Annotated in this window: 15 protein-coding genes; 5 read left to right on the plus strand and 10 right to left on the minus strand. The window is 44.3% G+C overall.

The features are described 5' to 3' along the window. Positions 1-4: 4 nt before the first annotated feature. Positions 5-1,957, minus strand: a complete 1,953-nt coding sequence (locus B7P33_RS18620; RefSeq protein WP_097443746.1) for a YgiQ family radical SAM protein — start codon at positions 1,955-1,957, stop codon at positions 5-7. Positions 1,958-2,111: 154 nt separating this feature from the next. Between B7P33_RS18620 and B7P33_RS18625 the strand changes: the two genes are divergently transcribed. After that, on the plus strand, positions 2,112-3,305 hold the full coding sequence (locus B7P33_RS18625) for a C40 family peptidase (RefSeq protein ID WP_097443747.1): 1,194 nt from the start codon (positions 2,112-2,114) through the stop codon (positions 3,303-3,305). Positions 3,306-3,331: 26 nt separating this feature from the next. Here the strand turns inward: B7P33_RS18625 and B7P33_RS18630 are convergent, their stop codons facing one another. The 4 genes from B7P33_RS18630 to mnmE form a co-directional block, all read right to left on the minus strand. Then, positions 3,332-3,775 (minus strand): four helix bundle protein, encoded by a 444-nt coding sequence (locus B7P33_RS18630; protein ID WP_097443748.1) that lies wholly within the window; start codon positions 3,773-3,775, stop codon positions 3,332-3,334. A 217-nt stretch (positions 3,776-3,992) separates the two neighbouring features. Further along, a complete protein-coding gene (locus tag B7P33_RS18635) occupies positions 3,993-4,589 on the minus strand; it encodes a mobile mystery protein B (protein ID WP_097443749.1) in 597 nt (198 codons plus the stop codon). Beyond that, entirely contained in the window at positions 4,580-5,038 is a 459-nt protein-coding gene (locus tag B7P33_RS18640) for a mobile mystery protein A (protein WP_097443750.1), read from the minus strand. The genes B7P33_RS18635 and B7P33_RS18640 overlap by 10 nt, the downstream gene beginning before the upstream one ends. 196 nt (positions 5,039-5,234) lie before the next feature. Continuing rightward, positions 5,235-6,629 carry a tRNA uridine-5-carboxymethylaminomethyl(34) synthesis GTPase MnmE gene (mnmE, locus tag B7P33_RS18645; protein ID WP_097443751.1) on the minus strand — a complete coding sequence of 465 codons (1,395 nt, stop codon included), beginning with the start codon at positions 6,627-6,629 and terminating at the stop codon, positions 5,235-5,237. 257 nt (positions 6,630-6,886) lie between these two features. On the opposite strand from mnmE, the gene B7P33_RS18650 reads away from it, so the two are divergent. Next, positions 6,887-7,249: a DUF4870 domain-containing protein gene (locus B7P33_RS18650; protein WP_097443772.1), complete on the plus strand. Its 363-nt coding sequence runs from the start codon at positions 6,887-6,889 to the stop codon at positions 7,247-7,249. A gap of 229 nt (positions 7,250-7,478) precedes the next feature. On the opposite strand, the gene dnaN is transcribed toward B7P33_RS18650, so the two are convergent. The 5 genes from dnaN to B7P33_RS18675 all read right to left on the minus strand — a co-directional run bounded on the left by dnaN (position 7,479) and on the right by B7P33_RS18675 (position 12,421). Next, positions 7,479-8,597 carry a DNA polymerase III subunit beta gene (dnaN, locus tag B7P33_RS18655; RefSeq protein ID WP_097443752.1) on the minus strand — a complete coding sequence of 373 codons (1,119 nt, stop codon included), beginning with the start codon at positions 8,595-8,597 and terminating at the stop codon, positions 7,479-7,481. 127 nt (positions 8,598-8,724) lie between these two features. Then, positions 8,725-10,392, minus strand: coding sequence for a gliding motility-associated ABC transporter substrate-binding protein GldG (gene gldG / locus B7P33_RS18660; RefSeq protein ID WP_097443753.1), 1,668 nt, complete (start codon positions 10,390-10,392; stop codon positions 8,725-8,727). Then, positions 10,389-11,120, minus strand: coding sequence for a gliding motility-associated ABC transporter permease subunit GldF (gldF, locus tag B7P33_RS18665; protein ID WP_097443754.1), 732 nt, complete (start codon positions 11,118-11,120; stop codon positions 10,389-10,391). Before gldF ends, gldG begins: the two co-directional genes overlap by 4 nt. A gap of 159 nt (positions 11,121-11,279) precedes the next feature. Next, positions 11,280-11,591, minus strand: coding sequence for a putative quinol monooxygenase (locus B7P33_RS18670; protein WP_097443755.1), 312 nt, complete (start codon positions 11,589-11,591; stop codon positions 11,280-11,282). Then, positions 11,591-12,421 (minus strand): SAM hydrolase/SAM-dependent halogenase family protein, encoded by an 831-nt coding sequence (locus tag B7P33_RS18675; RefSeq protein ID WP_097443756.1) that lies wholly within the window; start codon positions 12,419-12,421, stop codon positions 11,591-11,593. Before B7P33_RS18675 ends, B7P33_RS18670 begins: the two co-directional genes overlap by 1 nt. Positions 12,422-12,538: 117 nt before the next feature. Here B7P33_RS18675 and B7P33_RS18680 point away from each other — a divergent pair, with 117 nt between their 5' ends. The 3 genes from B7P33_RS18680 to B7P33_RS18690 all read left to right on the plus strand — a co-directional run bounded on the left by B7P33_RS18680 (position 12,539) and on the right by B7P33_RS18690 (position 16,749). After that, positions 12,539-13,495, plus strand: coding sequence for a PhoH family protein (locus tag B7P33_RS18680; protein ID WP_097443757.1), 957 nt, complete (start codon positions 12,539-12,541; stop codon positions 13,493-13,495). Positions 13,496-13,498: 3 nt separating this feature from the next. Beyond that, positions 13,499-14,449: a phosphoribosylaminoimidazolesuccinocarboxamide synthase gene (locus B7P33_RS18685; protein WP_097443758.1), complete on the plus strand. Its 951-nt coding sequence runs from the start codon at positions 13,499-13,501 to the stop codon at positions 14,447-14,449. Between the two features lie 353 nt (positions 14,450-14,802). Then, positions 14,803-16,749 carry an OmpA family protein gene (locus B7P33_RS18690; protein ID WP_097443759.1) on the plus strand — a complete coding sequence of 649 codons (1,947 nt, stop codon included), beginning with the start codon at positions 14,803-14,805 and terminating at the stop codon, positions 16,747-16,749. Positions 16,750-16,891: the final 142 nt, after the last annotated feature.

Consider the following 16,891-nt stretch of genomic DNA (forward strand, 5'->3'; position numbering starts at 1 on the left):
GTTATTAACGTCTTTTTTTACGTCCTTTAGGTTTCGATTTACCCATACGTTTACCAGAGGGGATGGCATCGTCAAAAGTGTTTTTTACTTTACGGGTAGGCACCCTTTGCCAGTTTTTATTTTGGGTAGAGGGTACCAATTTTTCGGCCAAATCTTTACGCCCCAGGTTAAAGAGGGTGTTTTTGATCCAGTTTTGGTTCTCCTTTTTATACCAAAAGAAAAAACGGTGTTGTTGATCTTTCTCTTTTTTACTTTTTGGGGTTCGGGTGGGTTTTAAGGTATACGGATGATACCCGCTATAATAGATAACCGTAGCCACCGTCATAGGGGTAGGGGTAAAGCCTTGTACCTGCTCCAATTGAAAGCCCATATCTTTGGTCTCGGCCGCGAGATTGGCCATATCTTCCAATTCACAGGCCGGATGGTTACTGATAAAATAAGGGATCAATTGTTGTTTAAGCCCATGCTTTAAGTTGATCTTATCGAACCGCTCCTTAAACTTATGGAAATATTTAAAAGATGGTTTTCGCATTAGTTTAAGCACGGGGTCAGAAGTGTGTTCGGGCGCCACTTTCAATCGGCCAGAAACGTGTTTGGTCATCACCTCTTCGGTATAGGCATCCAATTCTTTTGGGTCGGCATTTTTATTGAATTCAGGTACTAACATATCATGCCGAATTCCACTGCCTATAAAAGATTTCTTCACCTTTGGGTGCTTGTCCACCTCTTGGTATAAAGTAGTTAAAGGTTTGTGCGAAGTATCCAGATTACTGCAAATAACCGGCGAGATACAAGAAGGGGCCACACATTTGTCGCAGATAGACTGGATCTTGCCCTTCATCTGGTACATATTGGCCGAAGGCCCTCCGATATCGGATAAATAGCCCTTGAAATCGGGCATATTGGCCACCTTGTCCACCTCTTTTAAAATGGATTCCTGACTACGGCTGGCGATAAATTTTCCTTGGTGGGCCGAAATGGTGCAAAAACTACAGCCTCCAAAACAACCTCTATGTATGTTGATCGAGAACTTGATCATCTCAAAGGCCGGTATGGGCCCTCGTTTGTTGTATTTGGGGTGGGGTAGGCGGGTGTACGGCAAATCGAAAGAGGCATCGATCTCGTCTTCGGTCATGGTGGGGTAGGGCGGATTGATCACCAAAGTCTTTTGGTTCACCCCTTGAAAAATACGCTTGGCCTGGATCTTGTTCGATTCTTGCTCTACCACCTTAAAATTGGCGGCAAACTTTTTCTTGTTGCGCAAGCATACCTCATGCGGGTAGATCTCTACATCTTCCCAGTTTTTGTTTTTGGGTATGCGTTCGTCTCCATGTACCAAAAAGGCGGTCTGGGGTATGGTGCGAAGGCTAGAAAAGGGCACCCCTTTTTGCAACAGTTTTACCACTTCCCGTAAGGGTTGCTCGCCCATACCGTATACCAGCATATCGGCTTTGGAGGTTTCCAGAATGGTTGGCATTAGTTTATCGCTCCAATAATCGTAATGGGTCACCCGGCGTAATGAGGCTTCGATCCCGCCGATCAAAACGGGTACATCAGGGAATTTTTCCTTTAGTATTTTGGAGTAGACCGAGGTGGCGTAATCCGGCCGGAAGCCTTTGTCGCCATTGGGCGTATAGGCATCTTTATCGCGACGTTTCTTACTAGCGGTATAATTGCTCACCATGGGATCCATACAGCCTCCGGTAACCCCAAAGAACAGTTTCGGGCGACCTAGTTTGGTAAAGTCCTGCAAATCGTCGTGTACACTGGGTTGGGGCACTATGGCCACACGTAGTCCGTAACTTTCTAAAATACGACCGATTACGGCCGGGCCAAAAGACGGATGGTCTACATAGGCATCGCCACTGAAGAGGATGACATCCAATGCATCCCAACCACGAATCTTTACTTCTTTATTCGTAGTAGGTAACCAATCTGATAACCGTTGTTTTTCCATGCCCTGCAAAAATACGGTTTATCCGTACATTTCCGTTTTTTGTTCCCTTGGGTTTAAGACTATAACCTTATTTCCGTCCTCAAACTAGGTTTATCCTGAAAAAAATGATGTAATTTCAGCCCTTGGGTATATCCCGATATTTATCTAGTTGACTATGCAGTATTTTCGGTTTCTTTCGATGGGCCTTTTTATCCTGATGCTTGGGTGTAATCCTTCAAATCCTACTACGGATTTAGATGATTTAGAGCATTTGGTAAGTCGTATAAAACAGCGCTATGCCCCGGACAAACGTGTAAAACTATTTGCAATCGAAGGGGTTCAAAATCCAGATAAAACCTTGGTTTTACAAGGTAAGACCACCGAAAAAGAAGCCCTGTCGGCCCTGCTTGATAGTTTACAAGCACGAGACATACTTTTTGATAACCAGGTACGGGTATTGCCCGATACGGCAGTTGGAAATTTACAATACGCTGTTGGCCGCAATTCGGTTCTGAATATTCGTTCCAAACCCAAACATTCGGCCGAACTGGGCACCCAAGGCTTGCTGGGCATGCCCTTGCGCGTATTGGATAAACAAGGCGATTTTTATCAGGTACAGACCCCAGACCAATATATTTCTTGGGTAGACAAAGGGGGCATTACCCGTATGGATGAGGCCAGTTTTAACCAATGGGAAAAGCAGACCAAAGTACTATTTACCCAAATTACAGGTTGGGTGTACGAAAGTACCGCGCCTAAACAGGCGGTCTCCGATATTGTTTTCGGCGGAAAATTGGTTTATCTCGATGAAAACGAGGACTTTTTTAAGGTGAAATATCCGGACAACCGCATCGGCTATCTGAAGAAAAGTGAAAGTGTATTGTACGCCGATTGGCAAGCCCAGTTAAGCGTTTCCCCGGAGAATATGCTAGCAGCCGGTAACGGACTTATGGGGGTTCCTTATCTCTGGGGAGGTACCTCTACCAAGGGAATGGACTGTAGTGGTTTTACCAAAACCGTCTATTTAATGAATGGGTTCATTATTCCGCGCGATGCCTCACAGCAGGTACTGGTGGGCGATATCATAGACGAAAACCTACAGTTTGAAGGCCTGGAAGTGGGTGATTTGCTCTTTTTCGGAAAAAAAGCCACGTCCGATAGCAAACAAAAGGTGACCCATGTGGGCATGTGGATCGGTGATAAGCGGTTTATACATGCTTCGGGTAATGTACATATAAGCAGTATAGATCCGAACGATACTTTATATGATGAATTTAATGTTAATCGCTATTTGGGCAGTAAACGTTACCTAAACAGTAACGATCCCGGAATTATTGATTTGAAGAAACCACGGAAGATAAAGGGGTAGCCTCTTTTTTCCTAAATGGTTCAGTTTTAACTGTCATCATCGCTAGTAGGAATATCATCGTCCGGGTCGTGATCATGGGCCGAAACTCCGGGTGGGTTGAATAGACCCCAACGGTCTATTTGGTAGTTCCATGGGTCGAACTGGGCCACCCAATCTACAAAGAGCAGGCGAAATTCTTCGAGGGCCTCACGCAATAATTGGGTATATTGAGTGTCTTGGTATCCCAACATTTTTAATCCTGAGGTGTGGGTGAGCAAGTCGCGGGCACTTTTTCTAATGATTGCCGCATTTTCCATTTTTAGATCATATAGATCTGTCGCCACAGCCCCTGATATTTTTGCCGGTATGTTATATGCGCTTTCCTGCATTTGGGTACTATAGGCTTCAAAAAGTATATCATCGTTTGGAATGGTAGTTATGATAGATTGGGTCAAGGCTACAATTTCCTTTGCTTTTTTATACAACGGCATATGGGCTAATCGCTCACGGTTTTCTTCGGGGTCTATCGGGTCTTCGTTAAGAATATTTGGTTGGGTTTAGGGGTAGCGGGTTGATAATCATATCGTTGTGTTGTTTTTATTTATTCACAAGGCTTTTAGAAAAATGAGGTATTCATATGAGACGATATCGAAAAGAAAAATACGAATAAGTCAATTAATGAATGGCCTTTATAGGGAAAGTCGAACGCTAAGATCTGGCAAAGTCTAGCAATGGTGCAAAGTCTTCATTGTCGGCAGCCTTTACCGCTTGCAAATAGGTAGTTCTGGTGTCACCTTCTTCGGATAAATTGGTTGCTCCCCATGAGAATGGTTCTTCGCCAAATAACTTTTCAATAATGATATCACCCATTAACCGACTATGTCTCCCGTTTCCATTCGGAAAACAGTGTATACTTACCAATTTATGCTTAAAGCGCACTGCTATTTCTTCTGGGGGGTAGGTCTTATGAGCTATCCAATAAAGGGCATCATCACAGAGTACTTTCAGTTCAACTGGTATTTTATAGGTATCAACGCCTAAGTTCTTGTTTGTTTTCCTAAACGTACCTGCCCATGTCCAAACATTACTGTACATACGTTTATGCAAATTGCAAATGAACTTTTCCGTAAAGACATTTTTGGCTTTGAACTTTCTGCCAAAAACCCATTGCATGGCTTCTTCTATATTCTGTTGTTCAAACTCGTCCAATTCGCCCTTTGTGGTAATGGTTTCAATGCGTAAGCCTTCCTTTTCATCTTCATCTATAGGGGTTTGACCTGCAATGTATTCAAGGTCTAATCCCATAACATCTTTGGTAGCTCATTCTTAATAGCCGCTGTTCGCTCTTCAATGGCTTTTTTAAGGCGCTGTTTTGTATTTTCCTGATCTTCTAATTTCATAGTATTAGAGGTCCGGGAAACTATACGGGTCGCCAACTCCCGCGCTTTGCGATCAATTAGATTCTCAATGGTGCCATCTTTTGGCACCAAACCGTACACGAGTTGCATATCCAATGCATCCGCACTATCCCTTAAGCTTTTTAAGGTAATGTTGCCTTCCTTCTCACGAATTTCAATTTCCTGAACACTTTGTTTGGTAATGGAAAGTTTATCTGCAAGTTGCTGTAATGACATGCCTAGGGATACCCGCACTGCTTTAAGCCAACCTGTGGGCGGCTTGGGCACTTTTTGAGCCAAGGTAAACCCTTCGAGTTTACGTTCTAATTGGTCTATTTGTAGTTTCTTTTTGTTCATTGTGTAAGGGTATAGCCTGACAAAATGTATATAAAAGTAAGGTTATAACCTGATATGTGCAAATAAAAAGTAAGGTTATATCCTGATAAATTAGTAAACTATGTCAGGTTTTAGCCTGATGAATTGTTGGCCCATAAATGGCTGATGCTTGTATAAGTATCAGTAAAAGAAGGTTTTGTGAGGGTAGGATTACTTTCTATTTCCCAATACAAAAATTAGCGAAAATATTCCCCAGCAGATCATCGGAACTGATCTCGCCGGTTATCTCGCCAAAGTGGTATAGGGCCTGGCGGATGTCAATAGCCAAAAGGTCGCCACTTAGGCCCATGTCCATACCTTCTTTAACTTTTACGATTTCTTCCAAGGCTTTTAGCAAGGCGTCGTAATGGCGGGTATTGGTTACTATGGTCTCGTTGTTACGCAGGGCCCCGGTGTTTACGAAGGAGACCAGTTTTTGTTTCAGATCGTCGACCCCGGTACCGGTCTTGGCGGCCAAGGGTTGCAGGTGCTCAAAGGGGAATTGAGTTGTGATAAAATCGGGTTGGGCGGCATCCATTTTGTTGGGTACCACTACCAAAGGGGTCTGGGGGAATTGGTTTTGGATCTTTCGGATCTCGGTACCAATGGCTTCCGCTTTTTGGGTGTCTTTACCCAAGGCCTTGGCATCGAAGAGGTACACGATTACTTGGGCCTGACCAATTTTTTCAAAGGTTTTTTTAATGCCTATGCTTTCTACCACATCGGCAGTTTCGCGAATACCGGCTGTATCTATAAACCGGAACCCGATACCATCTATGGTGAGTTCGTCTTCTATGGTGTCACGGGTGGTACCGGCAATATCACTTACAATAGCCCGCTCTTCGTTCAATAAGGCGTTCAACAGGGTCGATTTTCCCACATTGGGTTCGCCTACTATGGCTACGGGGATACCGTTTTTAATGACATTACCTACGGCAAAACTGTCGATCAACGCTTTTAAAACGGATTGTATACGGTCTAACAGGGCATTGAACTGACTGCGGTCGGCGAATTCTACGTCTTCTTCCGAGAAATCGAGTTCCAATTCGATCAAAGAGGCGAAGTCCATCAATTCTTCGCGCAATTTTTTGATCTCGTTGCTAAAACCGCCCCGCATTTGTTGCATGGCCACTTGGTGACTGGCCGCATTGTCGCTGGCAATAAGATCGGCCACGGCCTCGGCCTGGCTTAGGTCCATTTTACCATTTAAAAAGGCGCGTAGGGTAAATTCCCCCGCCTGGGCCATACGACAGCCCTGCCTTAGGCAAAGCTGAATGATCTGTTGTTGTATATAGGCACTACCGTGGCAAGAGAATTCTACCACATCTTCGCCCGTATAGGAATTCGGGTTTTTAAAGATGGTGGCCAAGACTTGATCCAAGGGGTTGCCATCGTCTACGATATGGCCCAAATGTACCGTATGTGTCCCTTGTTCGTGCAAAAGTTTTCCGGATACGGAAACAAAAAGTTGCGAAGCTATGGCCAAAGTCTCGGGCCCTGAAATACGGATAACGGCTATGGCCCCGGCCCCCGATGGGGTGGCCAATGCCACAATGGTGTCTTGGGTAAGCATGGGGCAAAAATACGAATTCCTAAAAGTGTGGCATTATAGCTCGGCCCTCGAATGATTATACGGAATAACAGAAGTTGGTCGCTACGGCAATACGCAGCCCAATAGTTTCATTTTCAGCACTGCTATACGTAATTGTGTTAGGTTTGTTCCAATTCAAGGTGTTTTCATCAAGACTCGGGGAAATTTTTCATTTTAGCTGTAACAATTTCGTAATTTTGACTACCTATAGGTACATTCATCATCAAAATCAATCAAAAATGGAATTAGTAAATCAACAAGTAGCGATGCGGGAAGACAGGCAGCTGCTGGTCATTACCCATCTGTCTCAATATTTAGATATCATTACAGGTTTTGGCGGACTCGTAGTTCCCCTGATTCTGTGGCTTACCCAAAAGGAAAGCGTAGTCGGAATGAACGAACATGGTCGTTCCGTGATTAACCTGCAATTGTCCTTGATCCTTTACATAATTATGGGCTTCCCCTTATTGATTTTACTCGGAGCCGGTATCTTCCTGTGGATCTTTGCCGGAATCGTAGGTATGGTTATGCCGATAGTAAATGCGGTAAGGGCCAACAATGGCGAATCGCCCAGTTATTTCGGTACCATCCGGTTTTTCTAAGGTAGGGCCGTACAACAAAAATTATACGAATTAAATAGTATAGGTGAAGGCCGTAATCGGGTTTTTACCCAAAATCCCCCGGAACCATAACCGGTCTTAAATATGGAACTTAAAATTAGTTTAGTTGGTTAATCCGCTCGTAGCCCGAGCGGATTTTTTTTGGCAAAAAAAAGACCTGACAGGTTTCAGAAACCTGTCAGGTCTTAGCAATTGTGTCTTTTGTCGTGCTTTATGCGTTAAGCATCACCGGCATAACCAGCATGGTCACTTTTTCGCCTTCGTCCAAACCATCTACCGGGGTCAAGATTCCGGCACGGTTGGGTAGACTCATTTCCAGACTTACTTCCTCAGAACCTAAATTGTTCAACATTTCGCTTAAAAAACGCGAGTTGAAACCGATCTGCATATCGTCGCCTTGGTAGGCACAGGTCAAGCGTTCCTCGGCCTTGTTGCTATAATCGAGATCTTCGGCAGAGATATTCAGTTCGGCCCCAGCGATCTTTAATCGTATCTGATGGGTGGTCTTGTTCGAGAAGATAGATACCCTACGTACCGAACTTAAAAATTGGTTGCGGGCTATAGAGAGCTTGTTAGGGTTCTCTTTCGGAATTACCGCTTCATAGTTGGGGTATTTTCCATCGATAAGCCTACAAACCAATTCGGTATTCTCAAAACTGAATTTGGCGTTACTTTCGTTATAATCAATGGTTACTTCGGCCTCGCTTCCGGCCAAGATGCCTTTCAACAGGGTCAATGGTTTTTTGGGCATGATAAACTCAGCCACCTCGGAAGCCGAAACATCGGCCCTTTGGTATTTTACCAATTTGTGGGCATCGGTGGCCACAAAGGTCAACTCCTCCGGAGAGAACTGAAAGAATACCCCACTCATAACCGGCCTAAGGTCGTCGTTACCGGCCGCAAAAATGGTCTTGGTAATGGCCGTAGCCAAAATATCGCCCATAAGGGTGGTAGAGCTAGGCTCTGACAATTCAACGGCTTTCGGGAACTCGTTACCATCGGCATAGGCCAAGGCGTACTTACCATGGTTAGAGTTGATCTCTACGGTGTGGTTATCGCCAACGGTAAATGTCAAGGGCTGCTCCGGAAAGGTTTTCAAGGTTTCTAGCAGTAGCTTGGCCGGTACGGCTATGGTGCCTTCGCTATCGGAATCTACCTCCAATACCGAACTCATAGTGGTCTCGAGGTCGGAAGCCGAAACGGTAAGGCTGTTCTGCTTTAGATCGAACAGAAAATTATCCAATATGGGAAGGGTGTTACTGTTGTTGATTACCCCTCCAAGTACCTGAAGCTGTTTCAATAAATAGGTACTGGAAACAATGAATTTCATACAAGTTTACTTTAGAAAGTTGCGCGCCGCTGTTATAATCGGCTTCGAAGCACCGCAATTACAGGGCAAGCGCTGAAAAACAAATATATTTTAAATGTTGTTGTTCTGCCAACAAACTTATCAACACTTAGGCGCTGAAACGTCTTTTGCGATACCATGTGAAACCTAGTGCAAGTAGGATCAATAGTACCAACGGAACCCCTATGTTCAGTAGTTGCCAATAGCTTCGGTCTTGTGCCACTTTTTCACGATCCAAAAACGGAATGCTCACTTGCTTGTTCCGGATGTTTATAAGTCCGCTATCGTCTAACATATAATTCAGGCAATTGATCAAGAATTCCTTGTTGCCATAGAAGTTATTGGTCCATTTATCATACCCTAATTCCAAAGGCCTACCTTGGCGGGTTTGGTTGCGGATAAGATCGCCATCGGCGATTACGATTATCTGGTTTTCTGGGCCATCGTCTTTGAATGCGGATAATTCTATAGGTTTTACCCGGTTTTTGTAGGCCGAACTAAAGGCACCCTCTATCAAGACGCCCATGGGTAGGTTGCCCGGGGTATATTGTTCTTTGGCAGGCGGATTTTTGATTATACCAAGGTCAATGGTACGCGGAATGCCATCGGCTTTGGAGAGGGACGAACTCTGTAACAAAACCGATTGGGTGTAGTCGTTGTCCAATAGGTCTATGCTACTACCAAATTGTATCCTAAGGGCTTCCAGATTGTTGGTAATGGCGTGGCTGTTTTTCGAGAAGACCATGGGGTGGTATACCCAAGGTACGGGGTCGTATTGCGATTGGTTGCCGCTACCACTGGCCAAAACGATCTGGGTAAAGTACATATCGTTGACCAAATCGTTGTTTAGGCGCACCCCATATGGGAAAAAGAAATCGTTGAGGTTCAAATCTCTGGGGAAAGCCAGGTTTTTGCCTTGGTTGTTCAACAAACTGTCGAGCTCCATGACCACGGGGTCTAACAACCACATGGTTTTACCTCCGTTTACGATGTATTGGTCCATAACCAATTTTTCGGCATCGCTAAAGGCTTCGGTGGGTTTGGCTATTAGGGCGAGGTCGAATTTTTGCAGCTCGGACAAGGTTTTTTCGGCATTGTTGGCGACCGAATCCAGGGTGATTACCCCAATATTGTAATAGTCGCGTATGCTGGTCAGGAAATCGGCCATTTCCAAATCAGGTAATTCCCCGTTACCCCTCATAATGGCCACACTTTTCTTTTTGATCCGTGAGGCTTTGGCAAAGGCATCGGCAAAGGCATATTCGAGATGCTGCACCGAATTGTTCACCATTTCTTCGGTACTGGCGCCTAGTTTGTTCTTTAATAAAGGCACTTTAATGGTGCGGTCTTGATAGTTGACCATGGCCCATGGAAATACCATTTCTTGCGATACCTTGGCCGATTCGGTCGTGGTAAGCTGGGTAGGGGTAAGGCCTAAGGCTTGAAGCTCGCCTATAATACGGTTTTGGTCTTGGGCCCCTTGCAAAGGATCTACAAAATCGAACTTTACATTGGGGTTCTCCTGAGCAAAGGATTCGAGGATCAATGCGGTTTCCGTTTTTAACTTGGCAAATTCGGGCGGTAGGTTACCATCCAAGAGCACATCTACGATAACCGGGCTTTCAAAAGGGGCTATTGCATCTACGGCACTTTCCGATAGAGAATAACGTTGGTCTTCGGTAAGGTCGAAACGTATAGGTACCCATTGGGCCAAGATATTGATCGCAACCAAGGCCAATAGGGCTTTTACCCCATGCATAAGATCGCTTTTGGTCATCGGTTCAGTTTTTTAAGTTGTCCTACGGTTAGGAAAAGGAAAAAGGCACACAGGGCAACGAAATAGATCAGATCTCGTATATCTAGGATACCTCGGGCGATATTTTCGAAACGGGCTTTCATGCCCCATTGCGCAAGGTTTAATGCCGAACTACCGTCGGATATCAAAGTAGATAGGGCTTCGAATCCGTAAAAGCAGCAAAACGAAAGCAACATCCCCAATATAAAGGCCACGACTTGGTTTTGGGTGAGGCTAGAGGTAAATAGACTGATGGCGGCATAGGTGGCCAATAGAAATACTAAGCCAAAATACGAACCCATGACTACCCCGGAATCAAAATTATTGGTCTCCATGCCCAATTGGCCAATCGTATAGGAGTACAATAGGGTGGGTAATAAGGCGATCAAAACCAATACCACTATGGCCAAGAATTTGCCCAAAACGATCTGTAGGTGTGATAGGGGTTTGATGAACAATAATTCTAAAGTGCCCATTTTTCGCTCTTCGGCAAAAGAACGCATGCCCAAGGCGGGTACGATCAACAGAAAGATCCAGGGTACCAATAGAAAGAAACTGCTCAATTCGGCAAAGCCACTGTCGAGAATGTTGAACGGGCCTTTAAAGACCCAAAGGAATAGTCCGGTAAGTACCAAAAGCAAACCCATGACCAAATAGGCAATGGGCGATGCGAAATAGGCACGGAGTTCTTTTTTAAATAGGGCTAACATAAATGGGGTTTGCGTTCTATTTTATCTAGGGGTTTTAATCCAACTTCGAAATCGCTCTGTCTAGTTTAGCGCCATGTCTTTCGATAGGCAGGCAGTCGAAGTCATTACTTGTTTCAACTAAAAAAACATGAAAAACACCTTGTTCTTGTCAAATATATTCTAAGCGATTGGTTTATGGGGCATGCCAACCATTTTTTTAACGCTCCAAGCTTGGGGTGGGGCCGAAAAATAGGTTTTGGTGTGGCTCCAAACGCCTCGAAAAAATTCCGATTGCCTGTAATTTTCCAGATCTTGTTCGGTATTCCAATGGCTATAGGTGAAAAATACTTGGGAATCTTTTTGGTCTTGGAACAGTTCGAGATGGGTACAACCTTTAAAGCCGGCAATGGTTTGCCAATGGGTGTTGAATACCGACCGGAACCTCTCTATATGTTCCGGGGCAAAGGTCATGCGTACGATGCGTATAAGCATTAGTTAAAAATTATGGTTACGGGGTCGCGGTGCTTGAGTCCGATCAAAGTTCGGGCACCCCCCACGGTTTTGGCATTACTTTTATATATGGCAAACTCCAATACTCCGGCAGAATTGAATAGGGCCAAAAAATCGCCCGGACCCTTACGTTTGCTTTTTTCCAATTCGAAATTCACAAAACCACTATACGATTCGTAAACCTCCGTAATTTTTTTATCGCGGATCAAAATCTCGAAATCCCTACCGTTCCGATACGCTTCGAACAGATGCCGGTCTATATTGGTGATTATGTTGCCATAATTATCGATATATTCTATGCTACCCTGTATTTTTTTGCCATTATCGGTGATATGGGCCTCAAAGTCTTTGGTGCCTTTTAGACCTTCAAAGGGTTTTCCGATAACCTCCAAGGTACCTCCACGGGCCAAATGGCAGGCTACCTTGGCCAGTACATGGATTTCGGGAAAAGATAAGGAGGCGGCATTGGGCAGGGCGACACTGTATACTTTTTCGGGTTGTTGATCGCCCATCAACAATTCGATAATGCCGTTATTGGCCACAATAAAATAATGGCCTTGCAGTAAAACCACCAAATGTTGGTTTTCGGGCGTGGCCTCGGCGTCTACCCCGATCAAATGGATACTGCCTTCCGGAAAGTAATGAAAGGCGTTTTTAACGATATAGGCACATTCTTGGGTATCGAAAGGGGTTACCTGATGCGAGATATCAACCAAAAGGGCCTGGTCAAGCTCGCTATAAATACTTCCCTTAAGGGCACTTACATAGGGATCCTTGTAACCAAAATCAGTAGTTAAGGTAATAATGGCCATGTAGTGCTGTTAATATGTTTTTAACCTGAAAATCGGGTTTTTTACTAAATTTGTCCTACAAAATTACGTAAAATCAACAAGAAGATTTAGTATAACCCACCTAATGTATATGCGCCTTTGAACGAGTTGAGCATTGAATTGACCGAAATGAACCCCAGAGAGTTTTTTGGTCAGCAAAACATACACATCGATCTTATTAAAAAATACTTTCCCAAACTAAAGATCGTAGCCCGCGGAAATAAGGTGAAAGCCTATGGCGATGAAGCCCTTTTAGAGGAATTCGACAAGCGTTTTACTATGCTTGTAGCCCATTTTGCCAAATACAATACATTGGATGAAAATAGTATAGAAACCTTACTTACCTCGGATAGTGAAGCCATTAAAACCTCTGGTAAGGCCGATCAGGTCATTGTGCATGGGGTAAATGGAAGGTTTATCAAGGCCCAAACGGTAAACCAGCGCCGTTTGGTAGATGCCGTTGCCGGAAACGATATGGTATTTGCCATTGGTCCGGCCGGAACCGGTAAAACCTATACCGGGGTGGCCTTGGCGGTCAAGGCCCTGAAGGAAAAAAAGGTAAAGCGTATCATTTTAACGCGCCCGGCGGTAGAGGCGGGAGAGAACCTTGGTTTTTTACCGGGTGACCTTAAAGAGAAGCTAGATCCGTATATGCAACCCTTATACGATGCACTTCGCGATATGATTCCGGCTGAAAAATTGGAGAAGTTGATCGAGGAGGGCATCATACAGATCGCTCCTATGGCCTTTATGCGGGGTAGGACCCTCGATAATGCCTTCGTGATTTTAGACGAGGCCCAGAATACCACCCATGCCCAAATGAAAATGTTCCTGACACGTATGGGGCGCAGTGCCAAATTCATGATTACCGGTGATCCCGGGCAGATCGATTTGCCGCGTAGGGTTATTTCCGGACTCAAAGAGGCCCTTTTGGTACTCAAAGACATTAAGGGAATAGAGATTATTTACTTAGACGATAAAGACGTGATCCGCCATAAACTGGTCAAAAAAGTGATCGACGCATATAAGAATATAGAACACCAAAATCAATTTTAAAGCATGGGCAATACCATTGTCGATACCCAATTCCGGTTCCCGGGCCAACTAGATGTATATAAAGGTAAGGTACGCGAAGTATATCGCTTAGAGAACGATCTGTTGGTCATGGTGGCTACCGACAGACTTTCGGCCTTTGATGTGATCATGCCCAAAGGGATACCGTATAAAGGACAGATCTTGAACCAGATAGCCACCAAAATGATGCGCGATACCGAAGATATCGTTCCCAATTGGCTTATCGCTACCCCCGATCCTAACGTGGCCGTAGGCCATGCCTGTGAACCCTTTAAGGTAGAAATGGTGATCAGAGGCTATATGTCGGGCCATGCCGCCCGAGAATACAAGGCGGGCAAACGAATGCTTTGTGGGGTACCCATGCCCGAAGGGATGCAAGAAAACGACGCCTTTCCCGAACCGATTATAACCCCGGCTACCAAGGCCGAACAAGGCGATCATGACGAAGATATCAGTCGAGAGGATATTTTGGCCAAGGGTATCGTTAGTGAAGCCGATTACGAGGTGTTGGAAAAATATACCCGGGCCCTTTTTAAACGCGGTACCGAAATCGCAGCCGAAAAAGGGTTGATTCTTGTCGACACTAAATATGAGTTCGGAAAAACCAAAGACGGAAAAATCGTATTGATCGATGAGATTCATACGCCCGATTCTTCCCGTTACTTTTATGCCGAGGGCTATGCCGAGCGCCAAGCCAAGGGAGACCCTCAAAAGCAATTGTCAAAAGAGTTCGTAAGGCAATGGCTCATCCAAAACGGATTCCAAGGTTTAGAAGGACAAAAAGTGCCTGAAATGACCGATGCCTATGTGAACAGTGTTTCGGATAGGTATATTGAATTGTACGAACATATTACGGGTTCGGATTTTGAACGGGCCGATCTTTCCGATATACAGACCAGGATCGAAAAAAACGTAAATTCGTTTTTATCGGCTTAGATTTTCTTACAATTGCGTAAGAATAATAGTATAATCCTTGTTTTTGAGGTTTTTATACTATTTGTTTTTGTAATACATCTGATTGTAAGTGTATTATAAAATATGTTTTCATTAACGTTTGTGAATGAAAATAAGAAAATATTTTCATGTTATAGTGTAGTTCGTCTAAAAATGTAGGAAAATTATAATAATTAGGTAACTTTGTCGCTTGGATAGTGTAATCCGACTACTGGGTCAGAAAATGTTTATTACCACCTAGTCGGTTTGGATTTCAACTGTTTGGAACCATTGAAGATGAAAAGGAGATAAAGCAAGTCTTTATCAAATGTTAGTGTGAACCAAATCTTTTATCCATGAGACAACCTTACCAGCTGCTCATAATTGTATTATTGGCTAGTTCATTTAGCCTAATGGCCCAAAATGGCCGACTTAAAAAGGCCAATAAGGCCTACGAAACCTTTAGGTACCAAGATGCCCTTAACGGTTATTCTAAACTGTTGGGGACTTCGGCCGAAAATGCCTTTTTATATAACCGTTTGGCACATTGCTATTACGCTAATTCCCAGTATTTAGAGGCCACCAAATGGTATTCTAACCAATACGAATTGGAAGGCAATGCCATGGATTGGGAGTCATTATTACGGTATTCCCAGAGTCTGCAGGCAACCGGTAATGCCGATAAAGCCGCCAAGATCTTTGATTATTTTAAGTTGAACCACGATGTTCTGGGCTCTGATCTAGCCTCTTCGGAAGCCTATTTGCAGATCATTTCGCAAGAAGCCGAACGCTACCAGGTAATTACTACAGGGATCAATACCCATGCCGCCGATTTTGGCGGATTTTATAAAAACGGTATCTTTTATTTTACCTCTTCCCGTAAACGCGAACTCGGCAGCCAGGCCAAGGATCCCTGGACCGATCAGCCCACCACCGATATCTATCAAGTGCCTTTTAATACCGAGACCGGTGTTTTCGATCAGGTGGCCAAATTACCCATGGATACCAATGTTAAACTGCACGAATCGTCTTTCGTGACCGATTCAACGGGTACCGTGGCTTATTTTACCCAATCGGCGACCTCCAAGAATAAAAAGAACACCTATGTGTTAAAAATATTCAGGGCCCATTTAAAGGAGGGGGTCTGGACTGATTTCGAAGAGCTTCCGTTCAACTCCAATAATTACTCCTCGGCCCATCCGGCACTTTCGCCCGACGGACGTAAACTGTACTTCGTTTCAGACCGGCCTGGTACTTACGGGCATACCGATATTTATGTCAGTGAAATCTTGGCAGATGGCAGCTTCGGCGAACCCGAGAATATGGGTAATAAAATCAATTCCAAAGGCCGGGAGTCCTTTCCATTTATTAGTAGTGATAATGAACTGTATTTTGCCTCTGATGGGCATTATGGCCTAGGTGGTTACGATGTGTACTATATGGATCTCTCCGAACCAGAAATGCCTTATTTATTAAATGTGGGCCAACCTGTAAATGGTCCGCACGACGATTTCGCCTTTTCCATAGATGTGGCATCAAAGAAGGGTTTTTTTAGTTCAGATAGAAGCGGTAATGACAATATTTACCAACTGACTGAAAAAGTGTGTATCCAAGACTATATCAAGAAAAAAATCAAAGGCTTCGTTACCGACGATTTCAAAGGCATTCCGCTTTCGGGTGTTCAAGTTGAGGTAATCGATGCCGAAGGGCAAGTTGTGGCCACGACCCAAACCGATTCTAAAGGGTATTACGAATTGAATCTCGACGATCTAGGCACCAACTATAAGGTAAAGGTTGGGGTAGATGGGTTTCAAGGAGCCCATAAATACGTTGATGCCGGAAATAAAGTAAACCATATCGATTTCGGATTGGAGGCCCTCGGATTACAACAGTTCGATACTAGTAGATTGGCCAGTTTACCCGGAACCCAAGATATAGATCTAGACAAGGTGTTTTTTGAGCGTAACAGTTCCTATCTTACTGAAGAAACCAAGCTGGAACTTACCAAAATCTCCCAGGTTTTAAAGGCAAACCCTAAAATACGTATAGATATTAAGGCCCATGCCGATATGCGGGGTACCGAGATGTACAACGATTGGTTGACCGAAAGGCGGGCCAAACGCATAAAAGATTATTTATCGGCCAATGGGGTGAACGGGAATCGATTGAGCTATACGGCCATGGGCGAAAAAGAACTGGCCCAGCCTTGCCCCGACCCCTCAGATTGTAATGAAAATATACATAGGGAGAACAGGCGTACCGTATTTACCATTTCCGATGATTGGGACGAGGAGTTGGAGTAAATGTCGGAATGAGTTGCTGTTTGGCCTTATGGCATTACGGGAATTACGAAATACATTGATCAAGTTTTAACGGTTGTCGAATTGGGTGTGGTCCAAATGATTGGGATTACTACGCAGACCATGCCCAAGGAGACATTTTTTA

The organism is Sediminicola luteus, from assembly GCF_002514735.1.
Classification (GTDB): domain Bacteria; phylum Bacteroidota; class Bacteroidia; order Flavobacteriales; family Flavobacteriaceae; genus HQA918.